The sequence below is a fragment of the Frateuria sp. genome (genome assembly GCF_035944355.1).
Lineage (GTDB): Bacteria > Pseudomonadota > Gammaproteobacteria > Xanthomonadales > Rhodanobacteraceae > Frateuria_A.
On the sequence record NZ_DASZBH010000008.1, the window covers coordinates 37377 to 61077 of the forward strand.

Annotated in this window: 26 protein-coding genes; 9 read left to right on the forward strand and 17 right to left on the reverse strand. The window is 68.5% G+C overall.

Annotated features, from left to right (window positions below):
- Positions 1-143: 143 nt before the first annotated feature.
- From VGU03_RS04975 to VGU03_RS05005, 7 genes are all read right to left on the reverse strand, one after another.
- Entirely contained in the window at positions 144-2981 is a 2838-nt protein-coding gene (locus VGU03_RS04975) for a valine--tRNA ligase (protein ID WP_327479082.1), read from the reverse strand.
- 161 nt (positions 2982-3142) lie between these two features.
- A complete protein-coding gene (locus VGU03_RS04980; RefSeq protein WP_327479083.1) occupies positions 3143-3793 on the reverse strand; it encodes a DUF4328 domain-containing protein in 651 nt (216 codons plus the stop codon).
- Positions 3794-4004: 211 nt separating this feature from the next.
- Entirely contained in the window at positions 4005-4355 is a 351-nt protein-coding gene (locus VGU03_RS04985; protein WP_327479084.1) for a DUF3147 family protein, read from the reverse strand.
- Positions 4355-5428 carry a uroporphyrinogen decarboxylase gene (gene hemE / locus VGU03_RS04990; protein WP_327479085.1) on the reverse strand — a complete coding sequence of 358 codons (1074 nt, stop codon included), beginning with the start codon at positions 5426-5428 and terminating at the stop codon, positions 4355-4357. Before hemE ends, VGU03_RS04985 begins: the two co-directional genes overlap by 1 nt.
- 4 nt (positions 5429-5432) lie before the next feature.
- Positions 5433-5693 carry a WGR domain-containing protein gene (locus tag VGU03_RS04995; RefSeq protein ID WP_091340633.1) on the reverse strand — a complete coding sequence of 87 codons (261 nt, stop codon included), beginning with the start codon at positions 5691-5693 and terminating at the stop codon, positions 5433-5435.
- A gap of 202 nt (positions 5694-5895) precedes the next feature.
- Positions 5896-6999 (reverse strand): 3-dehydroquinate synthase, encoded by a 1104-nt coding sequence (aroB, locus tag VGU03_RS05000; RefSeq protein WP_327479086.1) that lies wholly within the window; start codon positions 6997-6999, stop codon positions 5896-5898.
- A 5-nt stretch (positions 7000-7004) separates the two neighbouring features.
- Positions 7005-7544, reverse strand: a complete 540-nt coding sequence (locus VGU03_RS05005; RefSeq protein ID WP_327479087.1) for a shikimate kinase — start codon at positions 7542-7544, stop codon at positions 7005-7007.
- Between the two features lie 6 nt (positions 7545-7550).
- On the opposite strand from VGU03_RS05005, the gene VGU03_RS05010 reads away from it, so the two are divergent.
- Positions 7551-8396, forward strand: a complete 846-nt coding sequence (locus VGU03_RS05010; RefSeq protein ID WP_327479088.1) for an NAD-dependent epimerase/dehydratase family protein — start codon at positions 7551-7553, stop codon at positions 8394-8396.
- Positions 8397-8534: 138 nt separating this feature from the next.
- Here VGU03_RS05010 and VGU03_RS05015 read toward each other — a convergent pair whose 3' ends face one another.
- Complete coding sequence (locus tag VGU03_RS05015) at positions 8535-9365, reverse strand: kinase (protein ID WP_327479089.1); 831 nt, start codon at positions 9363-9365, stop codon at positions 8535-8537.
- Positions 9366-9404: 39 nt separating this feature from the next.
- Between VGU03_RS05015 and pdxH the strand changes: the two genes are divergently transcribed.
- Genes pdxH through VGU03_RS05030 form a run of 3 tightly spaced genes read left to right on the forward strand, consistent with a single transcriptional unit; the run spans position 9405 to position 11226 of the window.
- The gene (gene pdxH / locus VGU03_RS05020) at positions 9405-9992 is read left to right on the forward strand and encodes a pyridoxamine 5'-phosphate oxidase (RefSeq protein ID WP_327479090.1); all 588 of its coding nucleotides are present in this window, start codon (positions 9405-9407) and stop codon (positions 9990-9992) included.
- Positions 9989-10429 carry a secondary thiamine-phosphate synthase enzyme YjbQ gene (locus tag VGU03_RS05025; protein WP_327479091.1) on the forward strand — a complete coding sequence of 147 codons (441 nt, stop codon included), beginning with the start codon at positions 9989-9991 and terminating at the stop codon, positions 10427-10429. Before pdxH ends, VGU03_RS05025 begins: the two co-directional genes overlap by 4 nt.
- Positions 10429-11226: a cobalamin-binding protein gene (locus VGU03_RS05030; RefSeq protein ID WP_327479092.1), complete on the forward strand. Its 798-nt coding sequence runs from the start codon at positions 10429-10431 to the stop codon at positions 11224-11226. Before VGU03_RS05025 ends, VGU03_RS05030 begins: the two co-directional genes overlap by 1 nt.
- A gap of 1 nt (position 11227) precedes the next feature.
- Here VGU03_RS05030 and VGU03_RS05035 read toward each other — a convergent pair whose 3' ends face one another.
- Positions 11228-11803, reverse strand: a complete 576-nt coding sequence (locus VGU03_RS05035) for a YggT family protein (RefSeq protein WP_327479093.1) — start codon at positions 11801-11803, stop codon at positions 11228-11230.
- Positions 11800-12630 (reverse strand): pyrroline-5-carboxylate reductase, encoded by an 831-nt coding sequence (gene proC, locus VGU03_RS05040; protein WP_327479094.1) that lies wholly within the window; start codon positions 12628-12630, stop codon positions 11800-11802. Before proC ends, VGU03_RS05035 begins: the two co-directional genes overlap by 4 nt.
- Positions 12631-12926: 296 nt before the next feature.
- Between proC and VGU03_RS05045 the strand changes: the two genes are divergently transcribed.
- Positions 12927-13964 carry a type IV pilus twitching motility protein PilT gene (locus VGU03_RS05045; protein WP_327479095.1) on the forward strand — a complete coding sequence of 346 codons (1038 nt, stop codon included), beginning with the start codon at positions 12927-12929 and terminating at the stop codon, positions 13962-13964.
- Positions 13965-14127: 163 nt separating this feature from the next.
- A complete protein-coding gene (locus tag VGU03_RS05050; RefSeq protein ID WP_327479096.1) occupies positions 14128-15294 on the forward strand; it encodes a PilT/PilU family type 4a pilus ATPase in 1167 nt (388 codons plus the stop codon).
- Between the two features lie 94 nt (positions 15295-15388).
- On the opposite strand, the gene VGU03_RS05055 is transcribed toward VGU03_RS05050, so the two are convergent.
- The 7 genes from VGU03_RS05055 to gshB form a co-directional block, all read right to left on the reverse strand.
- Positions 15389-15823, reverse strand: a complete 435-nt coding sequence (locus tag VGU03_RS05055; protein ID WP_327479097.1) for a BON domain-containing protein — start codon at positions 15821-15823, stop codon at positions 15389-15391.
- Positions 15824-16070: 247 nt separating this feature from the next.
- The gene (locus VGU03_RS05060) at positions 16071-17846 is read right to left on the reverse strand and encodes a hypothetical protein (protein WP_327479098.1); all 1776 of its coding nucleotides are present in this window, start codon (positions 17844-17846) and stop codon (positions 16071-16073) included.
- Positions 17847-17978: 132 nt separating this feature from the next.
- Positions 17979-18905 (reverse strand): aspartate carbamoyltransferase catalytic subunit, encoded by a 927-nt coding sequence (locus VGU03_RS05065; protein ID WP_327479099.1) that lies wholly within the window; start codon positions 18903-18905, stop codon positions 17979-17981.
- Between the two features lie 49 nt (positions 18906-18954).
- The gene (ruvX, locus tag VGU03_RS05070; RefSeq protein WP_327479100.1) at positions 18955-19383 is read right to left on the reverse strand and encodes a Holliday junction resolvase RuvX; all 429 of its coding nucleotides are present in this window, start codon (positions 19381-19383) and stop codon (positions 18955-18957) included.
- Between the two features lie 37 nt (positions 19384-19420).
- Complete coding sequence (locus VGU03_RS05075; protein ID WP_327479102.1) at positions 19421-19993, reverse strand: YqgE/AlgH family protein; 573 nt, start codon at positions 19991-19993, stop codon at positions 19421-19423.
- Between the two features lie 92 nt (positions 19994-20085).
- On the reverse strand, positions 20086-20913 hold the full coding sequence (locus VGU03_RS05080; RefSeq protein WP_327479104.1) for an energy transducer TonB: 828 nt from the start codon (positions 20911-20913) through the stop codon (positions 20086-20088).
- A gap of 32 nt (positions 20914-20945) precedes the next feature.
- Positions 20946-21908 carry a glutathione synthase gene (gshB, locus tag VGU03_RS05085; protein ID WP_327479106.1) on the reverse strand — a complete coding sequence of 321 codons (963 nt, stop codon included), beginning with the start codon at positions 21906-21908 and terminating at the stop codon, positions 20946-20948.
- Between the two features lie 371 nt (positions 21909-22279).
- Between gshB and pilG the strand changes: the two genes are divergently transcribed.
- From pilG to VGU03_RS05100, 3 genes are read left to right on the forward strand one after another with little or no spacing between them, the layout of a single operon-like run.
- Positions 22280-22636 carry a twitching motility response regulator PilG gene (pilG, locus tag VGU03_RS05090; protein WP_091337506.1) on the forward strand — a complete coding sequence of 119 codons (357 nt, stop codon included), beginning with the start codon at positions 22280-22282 and terminating at the stop codon, positions 22634-22636.
- Between the two features lie 36 nt (positions 22637-22672).
- Complete coding sequence (locus tag VGU03_RS05095; RefSeq protein ID WP_327477129.1) at positions 22673-23044, forward strand: response regulator; 372 nt, start codon at positions 22673-22675, stop codon at positions 23042-23044.
- Entirely contained in the window at positions 23041-23586 is a 546-nt protein-coding gene (locus tag VGU03_RS05100; protein WP_327479107.1) for a chemotaxis protein CheW, read from the forward strand. The genes VGU03_RS05095 and VGU03_RS05100 overlap by 4 nt, the downstream gene beginning before the upstream one ends.
- Positions 23587-23701: the final 115 nt, after the last annotated feature.

Below are 23701 nucleotides of genomic sequence, written 5' to 3' on the forward strand. Positions count from 1 at the left end.
TGCCTGGACGGGCGATTCGTGGGAAAGGCTCACCAGCATCCGGCCCAAGGGCGCCCCATCCGCCTGTCGGTATCTTCCCCCGCGTTCGCGTGGGGAAGGATTCGATGAGGGGATGCGGCATCGAGTGGCCAGTAAGGCGGTGACTACCCCAGCTTGCGTGCTTGCTCCCGCAACGCCTCCAGCTGCGTGCTCCAGTCGACGATGCGCTGGCGCTCCTGCGCCACCACTTCGGCCGGCGCGTTGGCCACGAAGCTGGCATTGCCTAGCTTGCCCTCGCACTTGCGGATCTCGCCCTCGATGCGGGCGATTTCCTTCGCAAGGCGCGCCTTCTCCGCGGTGAGATCGATCAACCCCGCGAGCGGGATCAGTACGCGCAGGCTGCCGACCACCGCCGCGGCCGCCGCGGGCTCCTCGGTGCCCGCTTCGACCCATCGCGGCGTCTCGGTGCGCGCGAGGAAGGCGATCTGCGCGGCGAACTTGGCCACGCGTGTGCGATCGGCTGGCTCGCCGTCGGCCAGCAGCAGCGGGATGGTCTTGCCCGGCGCGATGTTCATCTCGGAGCGGATGCGGCGGATGCCCGAGAGCACTGCCTTGACCCACTCGATTTCGGCGCTGGCCGCCTCGTCGGCCGGGAGCCCGGCGGCCGTCGGCCATGGCTGCAGCATGATGCTCGAAGCCTGGATGCCCAGGCGTGGGGCCACCGATTGCCAGATCTCCTCGGTGATGAAGGGGATGACCGGGTGCAGGGCACGCAGCACCGTCTCCAGCACCACCAGCAGGGTATGCCGGGTGGAGGCGGCAGCGGCCGCGTCGTCGCCGTTCAAGGCGGGTTTGGACAACTCCAGGAACCAGTCGCAGTACTCGTTCCAGACGAATTCGTAGAGCGCCTGCGCCAGCAGGTCGAAGCGGTAGGTCGCGTAGTGTCCCTCGACCTCGGTCAGCGTGTGCTTCAAACGCGTGAGAATCCAGCGCTCCGCCTCCGTCGCCGGCCGCGCGTTCGCCGTTTCGCGTTCCCCGTTACCGGCTTCATCCACATTCATCAGCACGAAGCGCGCCGCGTTCCACAGCTTGTTGCAGAACGCCTTGTAGCCCTCGGCGCGCTTGATGTCGAAGTTGATCGTGCGGCTGTAGCTGGCCAGCGCCGCGAAGGTGAAGCGCAGCGCGTCGGTGCCGATCGCCGGGATGCCGGCGGGATAGTCCTTGCGGATACGCTTTTCCACCTTCTCGCGCACCTGCGGGATCAGCAGCGAGCGGGTGGATTTCTGCACCAGCGGTTCCAGGTCGATGCCGTCGATCAGATCAAGCGGGTCCAGCGTGTTGCCCTTGGACTTGGACATCTTCTGGCCTTCGGCGTCGCGCACGATGGCGTTGATGTAGACCTCGCGGAAGGGCACCTGCCTGGTGAAGTACAGGGTCGCCATCACCATGCGCGCGACCCAGAAGAAGATGATGTCGAAGCCGGTGACCAATACGGCGCTGGGCAGGAACAGCTTGTCCTGGCTCCAGTCGGCGACGATCTCGCCGCGCTCGTTCCGCACCGGCCCCTGCATCGGCCAGCCCAGCGTTGAAAAGGGCCACAGCGCGGAGGAGAACCAGGTGTCGAGCACGTCCTCGTCCTGGCGGAGCGCTCCGACGACCTCGGTGGTCGCGTGGCGGCGCGCGTCGAGCTCGTCCTCGCCGACGAAGATGTTGCCCGCCTCGTCGTACCACGCCGGGATGCGGTGGCCCCACCAGAGCTGGCGGCTGATGCACCAGTCCTGGATGTTCTCCAGCCACTGCGTGTAGGTGGTGGTCCAGTTCTCCGGCACGAAGCGGATCGCGCCCGAGCGCACCGCTTCCAGCGCCGGCTCGGTGATCGCCGTGCGCCCGCCGGGACGGCCGTCCGCCAGCACCTCGGAGGTGAGGTCGACGAACCACTGGTCGGTCAGTATCGGCTCGATCACCGCGTCCGAGCGCTGGCTGACCGGCACCTGCAGCTTGTGCGGCTTGGTCTCGACCAGCAGGCCCGCCGCTTCGAGGTCCGCCAGTACCGCCTTGCGCGCCTCGTAGCGTTCCAGGCCGCGGTACTTCGCCGGCGCGTTGTCGTTGACCTTGGCGTCGAGCGTGAAAATGTTGATCGGCTCCAGCTTGTGGCGGTGGCCGATGGCGTAGTCGTTGAAGTCGTGCGCGGGGGTGATCTTGACGCAGCCGGTGCCGAACTCGCGGTCGACATAGTCGTCGGCGATCACCGGGATCTCGCGGCCGGTGAGCGGCAGATGCAGCATCGTGCCGATCAGGTGCGCGTAGCGCTCATCCTCCGGATGCACCGCCACCGCCACGTCGCCCAGCATGGTTTCCGGGCGCGTGGTGGCGACCACCACCGAGCCCGCGCCGTCGGCGGTCATGTAGCGGATCGACCACATGTGGCCGTCGCGCTCGACGTTGTTGACTTCCAGGTCCGACACCGCCGTTCCCAGCGCCGGGTCCCAGTTCACCAGGCGGTTGCCGCGGTAGATCAGGCCGTCGCGGTACCACTGTACGAACACCTTGCGCACCGCGGCCGAGAGCCCCTCGTCCATGGTGAAGCGCTCGCGCGACCAGTCGGCGGCCACGCCCAGGCGCCGCATCTGGTTCGTGATGGTGGAGCCCGACTCTTCCTTCCACTGCCACACGCGCTCGACGAAGGGCTCGCGGCCCAGGTCGTGCCGCGATTTGCCCTCGGCGGCGAGCTGGTTCTCCACGATCTTCTGCGTGGCGATGCCGGCGTGGTCGGTGCCGACCTGCCACAGCGTCTTCATGCCGCGCATGCGCTGGTAGCGGATCAGCATGTCCATCACGGTCTGCTGGAACGCATGGCCCATGTGCAGCGTGCCGGTGACGTTCGGCGGCGGCAGCAGGATGCAGTAAGGCTCGCCCTGGCCGGTCGGCTTGAACGCGCCGCTTTCCTCCCAGCGGGCGTACCACGTCGATTCGATCTGGCCGGGCTCGAAACTCTTGTCCATCGGAGACTCGCGATGGCGCGCCGTGCGGCGCGCGCGTCATGGAAGGTAAGCCTGCGATTGTACGGGGCGGGCGTGATGGCCCCAAGCCATGGCGGCGCAGGCAGCAAAAAGGCCCCGGCTCGAGCCGGGGCCTCGGGTCGGCCGCATCGGGGCCCGATTGCCTAGGCGATGAAGGCGTCGGCCAGCGAAGGTGTCGGGATCGCCGGCGTTGCCTGCTGGCGCTCGCGCTCTTCCACCTGCATGCGGGTCAGCCGCGACACGACGAGCAGGAACAGCGCGGCGGCCACCAGGTTCAGCGCCTGCCCGCAGAGCAGCAACCATTGCTGGGTATGCAGGCCTTCGAAGGTGTGCTCCGGCCGCAGGTACTGCGTGACGAACCAGTAGCACAGGTTGCCCGCGACCCAGAAGCACCACCACGCCATCAGCAACCGCGGCGTGCCGAGTTTCTGCCAGCGCGTAGGCGCATGCGACGCCAGCCAGACCTGGGTCATCGCCCGCATCGGTCGCATCAGATTCATGACCGGCACGGCATACCAGCCCACCGCCCAGCCGGGTGAGTCGTCCAGGCCCTTGGCGCCGAGCGCGCGGACGTTGCAGGCCACCCGGTGGACCCAGCTACCGGCCCACAGATAGCAGGCCAGCATCAGTACCAGCTGCAGGCGGAACAGGTTCAATTGCAGTCGGCCGGTGCCTGCCAATTCGTCCTGAAGGCCCGTACTGATGCCCGTATCGATACCCTGCTGGAGCAACTGCAGTCCGTGGAGCATGACGGCGACGACCGCCAGCGTGAGCAGCACGAACGCGGCGAGCACGCCTCGCAAGCCGTTGCCCAGCGTGGTCGGCGACCGAAAAACGTACGGTTGCGCAACATCGTCTGCGCCCGGAATCGGCGCGCTGAAAGGATTGCTTCGCGACATGACGGCACCCCCTGCCTTTTGCCGACCGGCCATTTGCCGGCGGCCTCATCATGCGCCGCAGGTATGGACAGAGCAAGCAGGGTATGTTAAGCGGCGTTCGAGCAGCCTAGAGCAGTTCGATCCCGAACCGCCGCACCGCGAGCGCGAACAGGCCGAAACACGCCGCCGTGATCACGGCGCAAGCGAGCAGCGTGGGCCAGAAACCCAACCGGGGCAGCAGCGCCGGGAAGATCAGGAACATCGGCAAGGTCGGCAGCACGTACCAGAACGTGTACCAGGCGTGGTTGGCGATCTTCTGCTGCGGCTGGTGCTCCACCTGGAGCCAGATGAGCGCCAGCAGGGTCACCATCGGCAGGGCGCCGAGCAGGCCGCCGAGCCGGTCGCTGCGCTTGGCCACCTCGGACACCAGCACCACCACGGCAGCGGTGACCAGGTACTTGGTGACGAGCCAGGCCATCAGCGGCCTGCCCGCAAGCTGCGCCCGTGGGCGTGCACTTCGTCGACCAGCACCTTGACGTGCTCCGGCTCGACCTCCGGCGTGATGCCGTGGCCGAGGTTGAACACGTGGCCGGGATAGTTGCCGTAGCTGTCCAGCACCGCGCGCGCCTCACGGCGGATCACGTCGGGGTTGGAGCGCAGCACGGCCGGGTCGAGGTTGCCTTGCAGCGCGACCTTGCCTTCCACCGCGCGGCGGGCCTGATCCAGATCGATGGTCCAGTCCACGCCGAGCGCCGCGCAGCCGGAGTCCGCCATTTCGGCCAGGTGCAAGCCGGCGCCCTTGGAGAACAGGATCACCGGCAGTTCGCGTGCGTGCGGGTCGGCCTTCAAGGCGGCGACCACCTGGCGCATGTAGCGCAGCGAAAACTCGCGGAAGGGAGCCGGCCCGAGCAGGCCGCCCCAGGTATCGAACACCATCAGCGCTTGCGCGCCCGCGGCGGCCTGGGCCGCGAGATAGCAGGAAACCGCGCGCGCCAGCGTGTCGAGCAACCGGTGGGCGAGCGCCGGTTCGTTCCAGCACATCGCCTTGAGCGTGGCGAAATCGCGCGAGCCCCGGCCTTCGACCATGTAGCAGGCGAGCGTCCATGGACTGCCGGAGAAACCGATCAGCGGCACGCGGCCGTCGAGCTCTGTGCGGATCAGCCGCACGGCGTCCATCACGTAGCGCAGCTCGCGGTCCATGTCCGGCACGGCCAGCCGCCCGACGTCGGCGGCGTTGCGCAGGGGGCGCGCGAACTGCGGGCCTTCGCCCTGGGCGAAGGACAGCCCCAGGCCCATCGCGTCGGGGATGGTGAGGATGTCGGAGAACAGGATGGCGGCGTCGAGTTCGAAACGCTCCAGCGGCTGCAGCGTCACCTCGCAGGCGAACTCGGGGTTCTGCGCCAGGCCCATGAAGCTGCCGGCGCGCTCGCGCGTGGCGCGGTATTCGGGCAGGTAGCGGCCGGCCTGGCGCATCACCCAGATCGGCGTGGTGTCGGTCGGCTCGCGGCGCAGGGCGCGCAGGAAGCGGTCGTTTTTCAGCGGTGCGTTCATGTCGTCAGCGGCCGTGCGGGCCGTCCAGGCCCTGGGCGAACATCACGCGGAAGCCGCGCTTGAGCTGCGCGTCGCGCGCCTTCTCGAACGCCGCGATGGCGGCGTCGCGCTCGAGGAACTGCTCGCGCTTGAGCGTGGCCTTGCCGCCCTGCGTGCCGCTTTCGCGGTACAGCGTCCAGCCGCCGAGCAGGTCCTGCTCAAGCACGATCTGCACGTAGCGCGGCGCCTCGGCCGAGGCGGGCATGGTTTGCAGGTAGAGACGCATGGTGTCCGTGATGGTGCGGCAAGGGCGCCGCAGGCGCGCCATTCTAGAAGGCCGCGGCAAGGCTGGCGAGCGCACGTGTTGTCGCTGCTGCCGGGGCGTGGTCCGCCGGGGCCGGTGACGCCCGGGTTTCCGCCGGCGTGGTACGTGCAGGGCCGCGTGCGGCCGACGTGGCGGTATCGTGCTGGTGGGGCTCAGACGCTTGCTAGGAAGCCGCGGACGAGGCCTCGCGCAGCACCGCCAGCACCGGCGCCTCGTCCACGCCGTCGACGATCTCGGCGCGACCGATGCCTCGCCACAGGATCAGGCGCAGCGTGCCTGCGGTGTTCTTCTTGTCCAGCCGCATCAGGGTGAGCAACTGCTCGGGGTCGGAACCGGCCGGCATCGCGGTCGGCAAGCCGAGCCGGTCGAGCAGGCGCTGCAGGCGGACGGCGTCGGCCGATTCGCTCATGCCCAGCCGCTCGGACAGCGATGCCGCCAGCAGCATCCCGATCGCGACGGCCTCGCCGTGCAACAGGGCCGTGTAGCGGCCGGCGGTTTCCAGCGCATGGCCGAAGGTGTGGCCCAGGTTGAGCAGGGCACGCTCGCCCCGTTCGGTTTCGTCGCGGGCGACCACGCCGGCCTTGTAGCGCACCTTGCGCGCGATCGCCTCGATGACGATGGAGGTGTCGCGGGCGGCCAGCGCATCGGCATGCGCTTCGAGCCAGGCGAAGAACGCGGCGTCGCCGATCGCCGCGCCCTTGACCACTTCGGCCAGGCCCGCCCGGTATTCGCGGTCGGGCAGGGTCGCCAGGGTGTCGACGTCGGCGACCACCGCGCGCGGCTGGTGGAAGGCGCCGACCAGGTTCTTGCCTGCGGGCAGGTTGACGCCGGTCTTGCCGCCGACCGAGGAATCGACCATCGCCAGCAGCGTGGTCGGGATCTGGATGAAATCGATGCCGCGCATCCAGCAGGCCGCGGTGAAGCCCGCCAGGTCGCCGACCACGCCGCCACCCAGCGCGACCACGCAGGCATCCCGGGTGGCGCCCAGCGTGGCGAGCGCGTCCAGCGCCCGGCCGACGTTCGCGAAGCTCTTGTGCGCCTCGCCATCGTCCAGCAGGAAGCTCGACCACTGCAGTCCGTCGAGGCCCTTGGCCAGCTGCTCCAGATACAGCGGCGCCACGGTGGTATTGCTGACCACCAGCGCGTGGCGCCCGCGCAGGCGCGCCCGCCAGCGGGCACCGTCGCCGAGCAGGCCATGGCCGATCCACACGGGATAGCGGCGTGCGCCGAGCGCGACTTCGATCGTCCGGACGTCCGTTTCGTTCATGCGGTTCACGCGGCCTGCTGCCGTTGCCAATGCTGGTCGAGCAGCGCCAGGCAGCGTTCGCTCGCCGTCGCTACCCCTTCGTGTTCGCCGGGCATGCGCAGGTCGGCGATTGCGCGGTAGAGCGGTGCGCGCATCTGCGCCATCGCCTCGAGCTTGCCGCGCCGGTCCTCGCCCGCGAGCAAGGGGCGCTTGGTGTCGCGCGCCAGGCGTTCGAGCTGCTGCTCCACGGTGGTGTCCAGCCACAGCACGAAGCCGCGCTCGGCCAGGTGCCGGCAGTTGGCCGGATCGAGCACGGCGCCGGCGCCGGTGGCCAGCAGCACGCCCGTGCGCGCGGTGATCTCATCGAGCAACGCCGTTTCGCGCTGGCGGAAACCCGCCTCGCCCTCGATCTCGAACACGCAACGCACGTCCACGCCGCAATGCCGCTCGATCTCCTGGTCCAGATCCAGGAACGGCAGGCCATAATGCGCGGCGAGGCGTCGGCCGATCGACGTCTTGCCGGCACCGGTCGGACCGACCAGGAACAGGTTGCACGAGGGGTTCATGCGCGCATGCTAGCAACCACGGGCGAACGCGTCTTGCTGGCCGGTTGCGGCGACGTGGGACTGCGCGTGGCGCGCCAACTGCGTGCGCAGGGGCACGAGGTGTTCGCGCTGCGTCGGCGCCCGCCGGCAGAGCGTGGTGACGGCATCGGTTGGCTTGCCGGCGACCTGACCTCGCCCGCGACATGTCGCAGCCTGCCCGCAGGCATGACCCGGGTGGCCTACCTGCCGGCGCCCGATGCGCGCGACCGGGCCACCTATGAGGCCGTCTTCCTCGGTGGCCTGCGCGCCATGTTTGCGGCGCTGGACCGATCAGCCCTGCGGCGCGTGCTGTTCGTCTCCTCCAGCGCGGTCTACGGCGACCATGCCGGCGAATGGGTGGATGAGGACACGCCGGCCCGGCCGCCCGGCTTCAACGGTGCCGTGTTGCTCGAAGCGGAGCGTTGGCTCGAGGCCCAGCCGGTGGCTTCCACGGTGGTGCGGCTGGCCGGCCTGTACGGGCCGGGACGGTTGCAACTGCTCGATCGGCTGCGTGCGGGCACGGTGGCCGTGCCGCGTGGGCGGGTTCATTGGGCCAACCGCATCCACGTCGACGATGCCGCGGCGGCGATCGCCCATCTGCTCCTGTTGCCCGATGCCGCCCCGCTTTACCTGGGCGCCGACGACACGCCGCTGCCGCTCGATGTGCTGTACGACCATCTGGCCGGACTGGCCGGCGCGCCGCGTCCACCGGCAGGGCCTGCGCCCGCTGGCATCGGCAGCAAGCGGCTCTGCAATGCACGCCTGCGCGCGAGCGGGTTCGTGCCGCGCTGGCCGGACGCGCGCTCGGGTTACGCGGCATTGCTGGGCGGGTAGCCGCTTGCCTCTCTCCCGCCGGGGGAGAGCGGCGGGGCGAGGGCGGGACCGCGGGAAAGGCGCCGCTCGTACATCGCTCTTGCGCCGTCTCGTGGCGAGAGCGGCGCTTCACCGAATTCCCTCGCTAAGGGAGAGGCGTCAGGCGTGGGCCATGCCAGTGACGTGGCGGTTGTCGTCGTACTCGACCACGCTGTCGGCCAACGCGGGCAGGGTGGCCAGTGCATGCCGGCTCAGACGTTCGAAGTGGGCCAGGAAGCGCACCATCGCTTCGGCGTCCATCGCCAGCGGCGCGTGTCGTGCGAGCAGGGCTTCCTCCTCCTCGCCGCGCCAGCGGCGCACCACATCCCAGTTCGGCGCCTGCAGCACGATCAGCGCATCGAGCTTGCGCCACAGCGGCTGATACGCGCGCAGCTGCTTGTTGACCCAGTGGCGCCAGCGGCAATCCGGGTCTTCCTCTCGTTCGAGCCGGTTCACCGGCGTCTCCAGCGCCGCCTGCAGCTGCGGGCGCAGCCCGAGTGCCCAGCCTTCGAGGATCACCAGCTTCGGCGGACGGCTCACCTTCGGCCAGCGCGAGGGCGGCACGCGGGTGTCACGGCCCTTGTCGAAGCGCGGCCAGGTCACCGGCAGCTTTTCCGACGCCTGCGGCAGGGCCGCCAGCACCGAGAGCAGCAGCTCGATCTCGTGGGTGCCCGGCACGCCGCGCGTGCGCAGCAGCGGATGCACCTCGCGCGCCAGCGCCTCGCGCTCGCTGCGCGGGTAGTAAAAGTCGTCCAGCGTGAGCACGTCGGTGGGCCAGCCGCGTGACTCGGCGTCCGCTTTCATCACCCGCGCCAGCGTGCTCTTGCCGCTGCCCTGCAGGCCGGACAGGCCCAGGATGTAGGGGCGGCGTGAACGCGCGATGCGCCCGGCGTAGTGGTCCAGCAGATAGCCGGCGAGGGCGACGTTCTGCGTGCTAGCATCGATGGTCATCCGCGCATGATGGCGCGGCGCCGCCACGATGCAAGAGTCATGCTCAAACGCGAGATCCTGGATACCTTCCTCGGGCTGCTGGACGAGGCCATCGACGGCGGCGATCCCGAACCCACGGCGATGAACCTGGCTACCGCCGACGCGGCCGGCAGGGTGAGCTCCCGCATCGTGCTTCTCAAAGGGGCCGACGAGCGCGGCTTCCGCTTCTACACCAACTACGAAAGCGACAAGGGCGTGCAGCTGGAAGCCCACCCGCAGGTGGCGCTCAATTTCCACTGGAAGCACTTGCGCGAAGGCGTGCAGGTGCGCGTGGAGGGCGTGGCGCGCAAGCTGCTGGCGGAGGAGTCGGACGCCTACTTCGCCAGTCGCGCCCGCGGCAGCCAGATCGGCGCGTGGGCCTCGCTGCAGTCGCAGACCTTGCCCGACCGGGAAACCTTCGAGCAACGCATGGCGCGGTGCGAGAAGGAGTTCGAGGGCCGCGACGTGCCGCGCCCGCCGCACTGGGGCGGCTTCGTGGTGGAGCCGGACATGGTCGAGTTCTGGTACGGCGCGCAGTTCCGTTTGCACGACCGCGTGCGCTGGAGCCGCCACGGCCAGACCTGGACCAGCCGGCTGCTCTATCCATGACCCACGCGCAGCCCGCGCCGCACGTCGCCCAGGGCGGCTTCGTCGTGCACACGCGCGGGCGCGGTTTCAGCGACGTCACCGGCAAGGTCGCCGACGCGGTCGCCACCAGCCACGTGCAGACCGGCATCGCCCACGTCTTCACCCAGCACACCAGCTGCTCGCTGCTGATCTGCGAGAATGCCGACCCCACCGTGCGCACCGACCTCGAGCGCTGGTTCGCGCGCGCCGTGCCCGACGGCGACCGGATGTTCGAGCACGACGCCGAAGGCCCGGACGACATGCCCGCCCACGTGCGCTCGATCCTCGCCGGCGTCAGCCTCACCGTGCCGGTGCACGGCGGCAGGCCGCAGCTGGGCACCTGGCAGGGCATCTACCTGTGGGAGCACCGCCACGACCCGCACCAGCGCAAGGTCACGGTGAGCGTGTTGGGACGCTGATGGGCGGTTTCCCGCAACGCATCGTCTGCCTCACCGAGGAGCCGACCGAAGTGCTCTACGCGCTGGGCGAGGAGCATCGCATCGTCGGCATTTCCGGGTTCACCGTGCGCCCGGCCCGCGCGCGCCGGGAGAAACCCAAGGTCTCTGCGTTCACCAGCGCGAAGATCGGCGAGATCCTCAAGCTCGAGCCCGACCTGGCGATCGGCTTTTCCGACATCCAGGCCGACATCGCGCGGGAGCTGATCAAGGCAGGGGTGGAAGTGTGGATCAGCAACCACCGCAGCGTGGAAGGCATCCTCGCCTACGTTCGGCGACTGGGTGCGATGGTGGGCTCGGGCGACAAGGCCGAGGCTTATGCGCAGCGCGCGGAAGCGCATATCGCGCAGATACGGACAGCGGCGGCGCGCCTGCCGCGACGGCCGAAGGTCTACTTCGAGGAATGGGACGAGCCGATCATCACCGGCATCCGCTGGGTGGCCGAGCTGATCGGCATCGCCGGTGGCGAGGATGCGTTCCCGGAACTCGCGCGCGAGCCGCTGGCCAGACAGCGCATCCTGGCCGATGGCGGCGAAGTGGTGCGCCGCGCGCCGGACATCATCCTGGGCTCGTGGTGCGGCAAGCGCTTCCGTCCGGAAAAGGTGGCGGCACGGCCGGGTTGGGCGGCGATCCCCGCGGTGCGCGACGGCGAGCTGCACGAGGTCAAATCGCCGATCATCCTGCAGCCGGGGCCGGCGGCGCTGTTCGACGGGCTGGCCGAACTGCACCGGATCATCTGCGCCTGGGCCTCGCGGCGCTAGATCAGAAGCCGCGGGCGAGCTGGCTGCCCCAGTCGAACAGCGGCGCCGCGACCAGGATGCGCGCGAGCAGCAGCACGATCATCACCACGGCCGGCGAGAAATCCAGCATGCCCACCACCAGCTTGCCGCGCAGCGGACGCAGCAGCGGGTCGACGATCGCCTCGACCAGCTGCAGTACCGGGTGGTAGGGGCTGACCTGGAACATGCTCAGCAGCGACCAGCCGAACACCAGCACCAGGTAGAACAGCAGCACGAAGTCGAGCAGGTCGGCCAGCGCCAGCACCAGCAGGCCGCCCACGTGCGGCAAGGCGCCGATCAGCGCGAACAGCACCAGCCGCTTGAGCAGCATCACCAGGTAGCACACCAGCAGCGCGGCCAGGTTGATGCGCCGCCAGTTCGGCAGCACGCGGCGGATCGGCGCCAGCAGCGGATTGGTGTAGCGGTAGACGAACTGGCTGACCGGGTTGCGGAAGTCGGCCCGTCCGGCCTCGGCCAGCAGGCGCAACACGAACAACGTGGCCAGCGCGTCGAAGGCGATCTCCACGAGCAGCGAAAACGCATTGAGCAGGTAGGTCACGGGCGGGACTCCTTGGCGTCCAGTTCGGCGGCCAGCTCGGCGCCGCGGCGGGTGGCTGCGGCGAGGGCGCGCGCGGCCACGCGCGCCAGGCCGTCGGCGGCGAAGCTTTCCAGCGCCGCCTGCGTGGTGCCGTTGGGAGAGGTCACGCGCCGGCGCAACTCGCCGGCCGCTTCGCCGCTCTCGGCCAGCATGCGGCCGGCGCCCAGGCAGGTTTGCGCGGCCAGCGCGCGGGCCGTGTCGCGCGGCATGCCCTGGGCCACGGCAGCGTCCTCCAGCGCCTCCACCAGCGCGAAGAAATAGGCCGGGCCGGAGCCGGACAGCGCGGTGACCGTATCCATCTGCGCTTCGTCGTCGATCCAGCGGGTCAGGCCCACCGCATCCAGGATGTGCTGCGCCTGCGCCTTCTGCGGCGGGCTGACCCGCGCGTTGGCGCACAGCCCGGTGGCGCCTGCGCCGATCAGCGCGGGGGTGTTGGGCATGCAGCGCACGATCGGCAGCGCGCCGAACCAGCGTTCCAGCTGGTCCAGCCGCACGCCGGCGGCGATCGAGACCAGCAGCGGCCGCTGGCGTTGCAGCACGTCGCGCAGCTCGGCCTGGAGCGCCGGCATGACCTGCGGCTTGACCGCCAGCAGCAGCACCTCGGCGCCCTCGGCGGCGAGCCGGTTCTCGGCGAAGGTGACCACGCCGAATTCGCGCCCGAGCGCATCGCGCGCCTGCGCCTGCGGCTCGGCCACGCGGATGGAAGAGGCCGCGGCGCCGGTCTTGAGCAGGCCGCCGATCAGGCTGCGCGCCATGTTGCCGCCGCCGATGAAGGCAAGTCGTGTCATGCCGGTCCTTAGAGGTTGCTTCAGGCCGCTACATTAACCCGAAGCGGCTGTCCGGCGGATGGCGTCCGGGCTTCGATGGGATGGCGCCGTCGCATCCGGGAGGCGGTCGCAGTTTCCGCAGGAAGATGCCGCAACCTACTGGCCCCACAGCCATTGGCGCGAGTAGTATCGGCCGCAAGCAAGGGGGATGTGGAATGGCCGGCTCCATGGCGACGGTGGGTGCGCGCAGGCGCACGGCCGGGCGGTCCCCTGCGCAATGCCGCTTTTCATCCAGATGAACGCTCAAGGGGAACCCGATGGACATCGCCGAACTGCTGGCCTTCTCGGTGAAGAACAAAGCCTCGGACTTGCATCTTTCCGCCGGCCTGCCGCCGATGATCCGCGTGGACGGCGACGTGCGCCGCATCAATATCCCAGCGCTGGAGCACAAGCAGGTCCACTCGCTTATCTACGACATCATGTCGGACAAGCAGCGGCGCGACTACGAGGAATTCTACGAGACCGACTTCTCCTTCGAGATTCCGGGCCTGGCGCGTTTCCGCGTCAACGCGTTCAACCAGAACCGCGGCGCCGGCGCCGTGTTCCGCACGATTCCTTCCGAAGTGCTGACGCTGGAAGACCTGGGTGCGCCGCGCATCTTCAAGGAACTGATCGAGCAGCCGCAGGGCCTGATCCTGGTCACCGGGCCGACCGGCTCGGGCAAGTCGACCACGCTGGCGGCCATGGTCGACCACATCAACAAGAATGAATACGGGCACATGCTCACGGTCGAGGATCCGATCGAGTTCGTGCACACCTCGCAGAAGTGCCTGGTCAACCAGCGCGAGGTGCACCGCGACACGCATGGGTTCAACGAGGCGCTGCGCTCGGCGCTGCGCGAGGACCCGGACTACATCCTGGTCGGCGAGCTGCGCGACCTGGAGACCATCCGCCTGGCGCTGACCGCCGCCGAAACCGGGCACCTGGTGTTCGGCACGCTGCACACCAGTTCGGCCGCCAAGACGATCGACCGCATCATCGACGTGTTCCCCGCCGGCGAAAAACCGATGGTCCGCTCGATGCTGTCCGAGTCGCTGCGTGCGGTGATCTCGCAGACGCTGCTGAAGAAGGTCGGCGGCGGGCGCATCGCGGCGCACGAGATCATGGTCGGCATCCCCGCCATCCGCAACCTGATCCGCGAGGACAAGGTCGCGCAGATGTATTCCTCGATCCAGACCGGCCAGCAGTTCGGCATGCAGACGCTGGACCAGAACCTGCAGGACCTGGTCAAGCGCGGCGTCGTCGCGCGGCAGGAGGCGATCGGCTATGCCAAGAACAAGGATATTTTCAAGTGAGGCGGGGAACGGGGAATGGGGAACGGGGAACGTGCGGCGCACGGCACCCCGCAAGCTTGGGCTCTGTTCCGGCGTTTGATCCGGGCCCGGCCTGCAAGCACGCCTCGTTCCTCACGTTCCCCGTTCCCTGTTCCCCGTTCCCCGCCCCGGGAGGAACCACGCCATGAGCGACTTCGACTTCACCTCCTTCCTCAAGCTGATGGTGCACAAGAAGGCGTCGGACCTGTTCGTCACCGCCGGCGTGGCGCCGTCGATGAAGCTGCAGGGTCGCATCGTGCCGATCACGCAGAGCCCGCTGTCGATGCAGCAGGCGCGCGACATGGTGCTCAACGTGATGACGCCCTCGCAGCGCGAGGAGTTCGAGAAGACCCACGAGTGCCAGTTCGCGATCTCCGCGCAGGGCGTGGGCCGCTTCCGCGTCTCGTGCTTCTACCAGCGCAACTGCGTGGGCATGGTGCTGCGACGGATCGAATCGAAGATTCCCACCTTCGAGGAGCTCACGCTGCCGCCGGTGCTCAAGTCGCTGTCGATGACCAAGCGCGGCATCATCATCTTCGTCGGCGCCACCGGCTCGGGTAAGTCCACTTCGCTGGCGGCGATGGTGGGCTACCGCAATCAGAACTCCACCGGCCACATCATCACCATCGAGGACCCGATCGAGTACGTGCACAAGCACGAGGGCTGCATCATCACCCAGCGCGAGATCGGCATCGACACCGACAACTGGGAGAACGCGCTGAAGAACACCCTGCGCCAGGCGCCCGACGTGATCCTCATCGGCGAAGTGCGCACCCGCGAAACGATGGAGTACGCGATCAACTTCTCCGAAACCGGCCACTTGTGCCTGTGCACGCTGCACGCCAACAACGCCAACCAGGCGATCGACCGCATCCTGCATTTCTTCCCCGAGGATCGGCGCCAGCAGCTGTTCATGGACTTGTCGCTCAACCTCAAGGGCATCGTGGCGCAGCAGTTGATCCCCACGCCCGACGGCAAGGCGCGCCGGGTGGCGGTGGAAGTCCTGCTGGGCACGCCGCTGGTGCAGGACTACATCCGCCAGGGCGAGATCCACAAGATCAAGGACGTGATGAAGGAATCGACCAACTTGGGGATGCGCACCTTCGACCAGAGCCTGGTCGAGCTCTACCACGCCGGCGAGATCAGCTACGAGGACGCGCTGCGCCACGCCGACAGCTCCAACGAGGTGCGCCTGCGCATCAAGCTGGCCCAGGGCGGCGATGCGCATACCCTGTCGCAGGGCCTGGAAGGCGTGGAACTCGAAGATACCCGCGACAACAGCCAGTTCGGCGGCGGCATGCTTCGCCGTTGACCCTTCTCCGGGCCGATATGCGGCTTATGTCGGCCGGCGGGGAAACAAAAAGGAGCCTGCGGGCTCCTTTTTGTTTCCGGGCGAACCGGGTGGATTACATGCCCGAGGTCGAACTGGATGCCGGTTCGGTCGTCGTGGTCGTGGTGGTGGTGCTCTTGGTCTTGGGTTCCACGGTCAGGCCGGTGGCGTCCACGCTCTTGACGCCCTTGACCTTGCGGGCCACGTGCACCGCACGGCTCTTCTCCTTGTTGCTGCCCACGGTGCCGGTCAGGCGAACCACGCCGTCGGTGGTGTCCACCGAGATATCGGTCGCGTGGAGGTGCTTGGTCGTAGCGAATTCGGATTTGACCTTGGTGGTGATCCAGGCGTCATCGACCTTGCCCGGCACGGTCTGGTTGTTCGATTGCATGCTGCCGCTGGACTGGGCGCCGGCATCCTGTGCGAGGGCCTGTGCGACCGGGACGGCGGCCAGCGCAGCGGTCAGGCCTGCGGCAACGAGGGCTCGATGGAACGCGGAATGGGTACGCATGGGACTCTCCTTAGGGTTGGCGATCAAGACAGCCGATGCGTGCCGCATCGACCGATTCATGGCAACAGGGCGCCTGTGAACACGGTGTGCGCTGGCCGCCTGGTGTTCAGTGGCAATTACCGTTGTGAACGCCGCGCTTAAGGGAAGGTTCGCTGCCCGCGAAAGACGGGTGATCGGGGCGTAGTCGGGCAAAAAAAGAAGGCGCCGCGAGGGCGCCTTCTGAACGTGAGGAAACGTCCCGTCTGGACTATTTCAGTGTCGTCTGGCTGTTGACCACCAGGCCCTGGCTGTCGACGTGGATTTCGGCGTCGATGGACTCGACGCGCGACGCCTGCGCGCGCATGGCATCGAACTGGGCCTTGGTGCGGGCTTCATTGGCCGCCTTTTCGGCCTGGTCGTCGGGACTGCCTGCTTCATCCTTGCCAAGCGCCACGGCGGCGGCACCCAGGCTGTCGGCCTTCTGCTGCATCAGGGTGACCCAGTCCAGGTACATCTGACCGCTCAGGTGCATGCGAAGCATCTGGCCGGCATTGCCTATGGGCGCCTTGAGCGCATCCGCCAGCTTGGCGTCCTCGCCCGCACCGACGCCCAGGCCGAGGCTCTTGGTGCCCATCGCCATCCAGGCCGGCTGGTTGAACATGCCGCTGAGCGTGGGCGGCAGCGCCACGGGCTTGCCGTCGTCGGCGAGCTTCACCTGGGCCAGTGCCGGGGTCATCATCTGCCCCATGGCCAGCAGGCCTGCGGGATTGCCGGTGCCCAGCACCAGCCGCCCGGTGAACTGCGGCATCGCATTGCCCGCCGCCGGCGTGAAGCTGTCCAGCGAGAGCGCCACGCCGAGCAGGTCGCCGAACGGTGGGATGGCCGCCTTTTGCATGCTCGGACCGAGCTTGGCAAAGCTGTCGTTGAGGTCGGCCAGCGCAGGGCAGGTGAAGGGCTTGGCCGTGACCGCGTCGGCCTGCGCGGTCCAGAACGTGCGCAGCTGCGCCACCGGAAGGCCCAGGAAGAACTCGAACGGCGAGCCGGGCTGGCTGGAGCCCAGTCCCGGCAGGTCGACCTTCAGTCCGTCGAAGGCCTGGGTGATGTCACTGGCCAGCGACACGTTCCAGCGCATGTCCTGATGCCTGGCTTCCAGGCGGGTGTAGCCGAAGCTCAGCTCCGGCACGCGGCTGGCGATGCGCACGGCATCGGCCTGGCAACCGGGCGGGATCTGCAACTGGTTGGCCACCGGCTCGCCGGTCTTGGCCGATTCGGCTTGCGCGCGTGCCTTGAACAAGGCGCCGAACAGCGGGTCCTTGCCGCTGGCGGCGAGCGGCAAGGCGCGGCCGAGGTCCAGTTCGCCGACGGCCCACTTCTGGTAGCCCCGGTCCTTGGCGAGTTTCTCCAGGCGGCCGTCGTCCTGCAGGTTGCGGGCCGGACGGTCCAGGCCCAATGCCTGGCGCAGCAAGGGTTGGGGGGCATCGGCCGGCAGGATCGCGGCGACCGCCTGCTTGCCGACCACGGCCAGGATCAACTGCGTGCCGGTCGCGGGCAAGAGGTGGCGCCTGTAGCTCTGCTTGTCCACGCTGGCGACATCGAGCTTCTTGCCGTAGGCGGCCTCGAGCCTGCCGACGAAAGCCTCGAAGGCGCCCGCATCGCTGAGCTGAAAGCGCAGCACCGGCGCCAGGCCCAGGCCGTAGAGCGCCGAACGGCCTTTCAGGTCCAGCCCGGCGTTCTGCGCGAAGCCCTCGATGGTCTTGCCGTCCAGTTCCTTGGCGAAGGCGCGGATCAGGTTGGCGGTGTCCGGGTCCTTGGCGGCCATGCTATCGGCGCTGGCGCGCAACTGGACCAGTTCGGCCGGCAGCTGTGCGTTGGCCTGGGCAAGCAGGGCGCTGCGCGTGCCATCGTCCAGCACGTCGAGATTGGCGACCGCGTAGGGGGTGTCGGCCGGGGCGAAGGCCAGCGGCGCGTCCTTGTCCTTGTGTCCGCAAGCCGCCAGCAGCACGCCGGCAAGGGCCAGCGCGAGAGTGCGCGTCGTCGATCGCATGATTTCGGTTCCCTGAAATGGAATGAGGCGCGCGCATTATGCCGCGCCGGCAACCCGGGCGCGTGCCCCTCGTTCGCAATGCTTCCGGGTCCCGATCCGGCAGGAAAATCTGGCCGGCTGCGCCGGCGGGCGTCAGCGGCCGAGCAGCTCGCCCAACACCGCCATGCGCACGAACACGCCGTTGCCGACCTGTTCCAGGATCTTCGATTGCGCGCCGTCGGCGACGTCCGAGGCGATCTCCACCCCGCGGTTGATCGGGCCTGGGTGCATCACCAGGCAACCCCTGGCGGCACGCGCCAGGCGGCCGGTGTCCAGGCCGTAGCGGGCGAAATAGGCCGCCTCGTCGGGGAGCTCCGTGGCGCTCATGCGCTCCTTCTGCAGGCGCAGCATGATCGCCACGTCGGCGCCCTCGATCGCTGCGTCGAAGTCCTCGACGAACACGCAGCGCGGAAACTCCTCCTGCGTGGGCATCAGCGGCGCCGGTCCGCACAGGCGGATCTCGCGCACGCCCATGGCGGTGAGCGCGTGCACGTCCGAGCGGGCCACGCGCGAGTGCTTGATGTCGCCACAGATCACGACCGCCAGGTTCTCGAAATCCGGGCGGTGCTCGCGGATCGTCATCACGTCGAGCAGGCCCTGGGTGGGGTGGGCGCGGTTGCCGTCGCCGGCGTTGATCACCGACACGCCGCTCATGGCATGGCGAACCAGCTCCTCCGGCGTGCCCGACACCTTGTGGCGCACCACGATCGCGTCCAGGTGCATCGCTTCGAGCGTGTGCAGGGTGTCGAACAGCTCCTCGCCCTTGGCGGTGGAGGAAAATCCGATGTCGAAGTTGATCACGTCCGCGCCCAGCCGGCGCGCCGCCAGCTCGAAGGAGGTGCGCGTGCGCGTGGAGGGCTCGAAGAACAGGTTGAGCACGGTACGCCCGCGGAGCAGGTCCAGCTTGCGGGTGCCGTGCGCGCAGGCGTCGCGCATGGACAGGGCACGATCGAGCAGGCGTTCGATGCACGCGCGCGGCAGGTTTTCCAGCGTGGTCAGGTGGCGCAGGCGGGAGCTCATGGCGGGCGGTTCGAAGGAGCGGGAAGGAATGAACATGCGGTGGCCTGGATTAGTCGGAAACGGAGACGGCGAGCCAGCGTTCCAGGATCACGGCCGCGGCCTGGGCGTCGATCGCCGCGGCATCGCGCCGGCGTCGGGTGCCCGCGGCGCGCGCCTCGGCGAATCGCTGGGCGGCTTCCTGTGAACTGTACTGCTCGTCGACGAGCGCGACCGGAGCTCGGTAGCGCTGGCGCAGATGCTCGGCAAAGCGGCGGGCGAGGCGGGTGGCGGGTTGTTCGGTGCCGTCGAGGGCCAGCGGCAGGCCGACCACCAGGGTATCGGGCAGCCACTGCCGGTTGAGGTCGTCGAGCTTGGCCCAGTCCGGCCCGCCCTCGTGCACCGGCACCACGGCGAGTGCGCGGGCGCTGGCGGTGACCCGGTTGCCGACGGCGACGCCGATGAGCCGGCTGCCGACATCGAAACCGAGCACGCAACTCATGCGTGCCCGCCTTCGTTCGCCGTGGGCCGTCGTGCGCTCACGCGTGGCCCGCGTAGCCCGGCAACTGCAGCGGATCGACGCCGACCAGGCCGGCGGCCGCGCTCCAGCGCTCCTCCAGCGGGGTGTGGAACAACACCCGCTCGTTGGCTTCGGCGGTGAGCCAGCTGTTGTCCTTCAGCTCCTGCTCCAGCTGGCCGGCGCTCCAGCCGGCATAACCCAGCGCCATCAACGCGTCGTGCGGTCCCTCGCCGGCGGCCATCGCGACCAGGATGTCGCGCGAGGTGGTGACCGACCAATCGGCGTTGATGCGGTAGCTCGACTCCCAGTGCCCATGTTCGCGGTGCAGCACGAAGCCGCGCTCCTGCTGCACCGGGCCGCCGATCAGCACCGGCCGGTCGGCCAGTTCCTGGTCGGAGCAGTCGAGCTTGAGCTGCGCCAGCACGTCGCCGAGCCGGTATTCGGAAAGCCGGTTGACCAGCAACCCGACCGCGCCGTCCTCGTCGTGCTGGCACAGGAACGCCACGCTGCGCGAGAACGGCGGTTCGGCCAGGCTCGGCATGGCGATGAGGAAATGTCCGGCAAGGGTCGGCGTGTTGGGGACGGCGCTCATGCGGCCATTGTATGCGACGGGCGGACGTGCGTTGTAGCGCGGCCCGTGTGAAGCGGCCGCAATGCGCGGAGCACCGTGCAGTGGCATCCCGCCTATTTGTTGCGCAGCACGTTGCCGGGCAGGAACTGCCAGGTGCGGGTTATGTAGAGCTCGTCCACGCGCTGGTCCCTGGGGATCGGCGGGAACGGCGCGGCCAGCCTGACGATGCGCTCGGCGGCCTTGTCCAGCAGCGGCTCGCCCGAGCTGTGGATCACGTCGATGGCCTTGACGCTGCCGTCGCGATCGAGCGTGACGGTCAGCTCCAGTTCGCCGTGCAGGTTGCGCCGGCGCGCTTCTTCGGGATAGTTGAGGTTGCCCACGCGCTCGACGCGGTCGACCCAGCCGCGCATGTAGGCCGCGTAGACGTATTCCTTGGTATTGGCGGAAATGAACTTCTTCTTCGGCCGCTTGGCGTAGGCCTCGGTGCGGTTGCGCACCTCCGCGGCGAGCTGGGCCATTTCCTGGCGCCGGCGCTGTTCATCGGCGGTAGGCGCTTCGCGGGTTTCCCGCGCGGTGCGCGCGCTGTCGCTGTCGACGCTGAAATCGCTGCGCCCGCTGGTGGTGATGCGGCGCGCCGGCGTGGCCTCCTCCGGGCGTGGAACCGTGGCCTCGACCGGTTGCGGCGCGGTGCCGGGCGTCGGCCTGGGCAGCGCGCCGGACACCGGTTGCGAGGGCCGCGCGGCATGCTCGTCTTGGCCGCCACCCTGGTTGTTCGCCTGGGCCAGGAAGTCGGCCTTGTCCGGGGCTTCCCGGTTGGCGACGTCGACCAGCGTCACGTCCAGCGTCGGCAGGCCGGGCTTGGGCTTGACGTAGTGGAAGGTCAGGCCCAACACCAGCACGCCGTGCAGCAACAGCGAGAACAGCAAGGTCGCCCCGAGCATGTCAGGGGTTGCGGGGCGCGGGGGTGTGGAGCTCACGCGGGAGGGTTCTCGATCGCATCGAACAGCTGGCCGCTGATATTAAGCCCGAACTGCGCGTCCAGTTCGCGCGCACAGGTCGGCGATGTGACGTTGATCTCGGTGAGGTAGTCGCCGATCACGTCCAGCCCGACGAAGCGCAGCCCGCGCCGCCGCAGTTCGGGCGCCACCTGGGCCGCGATCCAGCGGTCGCGCTCGGACAACGGCACGCCGACGCCGCGCCCGCCGGCGGCCAGATTGCCGCGGAACTCGTCGCCCTGCGGGATGCGCGCCAGCGCATAGGGTACGGGCTCGCCGTCGATCAGCAGGATGCGCTTGTCGCCGGCGCTGATCGCGGGGATGAATTTCTGTGCGATCGCGAAATGCCGGCCTTCGCCGTGCATGCCCCCGGCTAGCAGCGTCTCCAGCATGGAATTGAGGTTGCTGTCGCCCGCCTTGATGCGGAAGATGCCGCGCCCGCCCATGCCGTCGAGGGGCTTGAGTACGGCCTCCCCATGCTCGGCGACGAAGCGGCGCAGTTCGGCGGCATCGCGCGACATCAGGGTTGGCGCGATGCACTGGGGAAAGTCCAGGGCGAACACCTTCTCGTTGCAATCGCGCAGCGCCTGCGGCCGATTGATCACCTGCGTGCCACCGCGCTCCGCCGCGTCCAGCACCATGGTGTCGTAGATGAACTGAGCGTCGACCGGCGGGTCCTTGCGCATCAGCACCACGTCCAGTTCGCGCAGGTCGCGCCACTGGCGCTGGCCCAGTTCGTACCAGCCGGACGGGTCGTCACGTACCGACAGCTTGGCCAGGCGGGCGAAGGGCGCGCCATCGCGAAGCGCCAGGTCGCCCTGCTCCATGTAGTGCAGCGCATGGCCGCGGCGCTGCGCTTCCAGCAGCATGGCGAAGGTGGTGTCCTTGGCGATCTTGATGGCGCCGATGGGATCCATCAGCACGGCGACCGAAAGCGGCATGAAAAATGCTCCATGGCGGGAGGGCATGCGAACGGGGCATGCGCGGGGATGTGGATGGTCGCCGAGCGGGGCGCGCAGCGGCAAGTTCTGACGCGCTCGCTCAAGAACTGACGCGTTTGCCGATACCAGCACAAGACCGGCGCTAAGGCATTCAATTTGCTTGACGCCGCTCAAGTCAGGCGGTAAACAGCAACGCATTGAGTGCGTTGCCGGCAATCGGGACGCAACCACATTAACAAGTTGCGGTTTCTATACATGCACCACGGCGAGCGTTCGCCTCGTCCGGGTGCCTTACCTGAGCCTTGGACAGGCAGCAGGGGGGTTGAGTGAACTTGAACACTAGCGACAACGGCTTGTCCGGTCTTAAGGTCATGGTGATCGATGACTCCAAGACCATCCGCCGCACGGCCGAAACCTTGCTCAAGAAGGAAGGTTGCGACGTGCTCACCGCCGTCGACGGCTTCGAGGCGCTGGCGAAGATCTCCGACCAGAAGCCGGCCATCATCTTCGTCGACATCATGATGCCGCGGCTGGACGGCTACCAGACCTGCGCACTGATCAAGAACAACCCGCAGTTCCGCGCCACCCCGGTGATCATGCTGAGCTCGAAGGACGGCCTGTTCGACAAGGCCCGCGGCCGTATCGTCGGCGCGGAGCAGTACCTGACCAAGCCGTTCACCCGCGACGAACTGCTCGGTGCCATCCATCGTCACGTCAGCACGGTCTGAAAAGCCACTGACTGCAGCGTCTTATAGGGGAGACCTGTGGCAAAGATTCTCATCATCGACGACTCGCCGACCGACGTGCGCGTGTTCACCACGCTGCTGGAGAAGGCCGGTTACCAGGTCGCCGCCGTCAGCACCGCCGAGGAAGGCATCGAGCGCGTCCGCGCCGAGCTGCCCGATCTGGTGATCATGGACGTCATCATGCCCGGCATGAACGGCTTCCAGGCCACCCGCACGCTCACCCGCGATCCGGCCACCTCGGCCGTGCCGATCGTGATGATCACCACCAAGTCGATGGAAACCGATCGCGTCTGGGGCTTGCGCCAGGGCGCGCGCGCGTTCATCACCAAGCCGGTCAACGAGAAGGAACTGCTGACCTGCATCAACGACCTGTTGCCGAGCGCGGCATGAACGAGAGCGCCAACCTCACGCCGTTCGAGATCCTGGCCCGCTACGAACGCCTGTCGCTGGCGCACGCGCTGGACCTGCAGGACAAGATGGAGGCGCCCGGCCTGTGGCGCGGTATCGGCTACCGGGTGGGCTCGCGGCTGTTCGTCAGCGGCATCGACGAGATCAACGAGCTGCTGGCCGTGCCGGTGATGACCCCCGTGCCGCTCACTCAGCCCTGGTTGCTGGGCGTGGCCAATGTGCGCGGCAACCTGGTGCCGGTCATCGACTTCAACCGTTTCCTGTTCGGCGAGCGCACCCAGCCGAGCGAGCGCACGCGCCTGCTGATCGTTCGTCAGGGTGGCGGCAGCGTGGCGCTGATGGTCGACGAGGTGTTCGGGCAACGCACGGTCGACGAGGAACAGCGCCGCCAGGCGGTGGCTGAGGAGGACCCACGGCTGACGCGCTTCGTCGAGGAGCGGGTCGAGGTGGGCGTCCAGCAGTTGGGCGTGTTCAGCATGAACCGGCTGGTACGTGCGCCGGATTTCCGCCAGGCCGCGGCCTGAGGCGAAAGATGGGTAGGGCCGGTGCCGTGCGAGGCCGGAAACAGGGGCGAGAGGTTTCCGCCGGCGTCGCGCGGTCGAAGCGCGGTGCGGCAGGATGGAAGACGGACGAGGTGTA

Coding starts and splice junctions, on each gene's coding strand:
- VGU03_RS04975 (WP_327479082.1), bottom strand. CDS start 2,981: ATGGACAAGAGTTTCGAGCCCGGCCAGATCGAATCGACGTGGTACGCC.
- VGU03_RS04985 (WP_327479084.1), bottom strand. CDS start 4,355: ATGGCCTGGCTCGTCACCAAGTACCTGGTCACCGCTGCCGTGGTGGTG.
- hemE (WP_327479085.1), bottom strand. CDS start 5,428: ATGAACGCACCGCTGAAAAACGACCGCTTCCTGCGCGCCCTGCGCCGC.
- VGU03_RS04995 (WP_091340633.1), bottom strand. CDS start 5,693: ATGCGTCTCTACCTGCAAACCATGCCCGCCTCGGCCGAGGCGCCGCGC.
- aroB (WP_327479086.1), bottom strand. CDS start 6,999: ATGAACGAAACGGACGTCCGGACGATCGAAGTCGCGCTCGGCGCACGC.
- VGU03_RS05005 (WP_327479087.1), bottom strand. CDS start 7,544: ATGAACCCCTCGTGCAACCTGTTCCTGGTCGGTCCGACCGGTGCCGGC.
- VGU03_RS05010 (WP_327479088.1), top strand. CDS start 7,551: ATGCTAGCAACCACGGGCGAACGCGTCTTGCTGGCCGGTTGCGGCGAC.
- VGU03_RS05015 (WP_327479089.1), bottom strand. CDS start 9,365: ATGACCATCGATGCTAGCACGCAGAACGTCGCCCTCGCCGGCTATCTG.
- pdxH (WP_327479090.1), top strand. CDS start 9,405: ATGCTCAAACGCGAGATCCTGGATACCTTCCTCGGGCTGCTGGACGAG.
- VGU03_RS05025 (WP_327479091.1), top strand. CDS start 9,989: ATGACCCACGCGCAGCCCGCGCCGCACGTCGCCCAGGGCGGCTTCGTC.
- VGU03_RS05030 (WP_327479092.1), top strand. CDS start 10,429: ATGGGCGGTTTCCCGCAACGCATCGTCTGCCTCACCGAGGAGCCGACC.
- proC (WP_327479094.1), bottom strand. CDS start 12,630: ATGACACGACTTGCCTTCATCGGCGGCGGCAACATGGCGCGCAGCCTG.
- VGU03_RS05045 (WP_327479095.1), top strand. CDS start 12,927: ATGGACATCGCCGAACTGCTGGCCTTCTCGGTGAAGAACAAAGCCTCG.
- VGU03_RS05050 (WP_327479096.1), top strand. CDS start 14,128: ATGAGCGACTTCGACTTCACCTCCTTCCTCAAGCTGATGGTGCACAAG.
- VGU03_RS05055 (WP_327479097.1), bottom strand. CDS start 15,823: ATGCGTACCCATTCCGCGTTCCATCGAGCCCTCGTTGCCGCAGGCCTG.
- VGU03_RS05060 (WP_327479098.1), bottom strand. CDS start 17,846: ATGCGATCGACGACGCGCACTCTCGCGCTGGCCCTTGCCGGCGTGCTG.
- VGU03_RS05065 (WP_327479099.1), bottom strand. CDS start 18,905: ATGAGCTCCCGCCTGCGCCACCTGACCACGCTGGAAAACCTGCCGCGC.
- ruvX (WP_327479100.1), bottom strand. CDS start 19,383: ATGAGTTGCGTGCTCGGTTTCGATGTCGGCAGCCGGCTCATCGGCGTC.
- VGU03_RS05075 (WP_327479102.1), bottom strand. CDS start 19,993: ATGAGCGCCGTCCCCAACACGCCGACCCTTGCCGGACATTTCCTCATC.
- VGU03_RS05080 (WP_327479104.1), bottom strand. CDS start 20,913: ATGCTCGGGGCGACCTTGCTGTTCTCGCTGTTGCTGCACGGCGTGCTG.
- gshB (WP_327479106.1), bottom strand. CDS start 21,908: ATGCCGCTTTCGGTCGCCGTGCTGATGGATCCCATCGGCGCCATCAAG.
- pilG (WP_091337506.1), top strand. CDS start 22,280: ATGGTGATCGATGACTCCAAGACCATCCGCCGCACGGCCGAAACCTTG.
- VGU03_RS05100 (WP_327479107.1), top strand. CDS start 23,041: ATGAACGAGAGCGCCAACCTCACGCCGTTCGAGATCCTGGCCCGCTAC.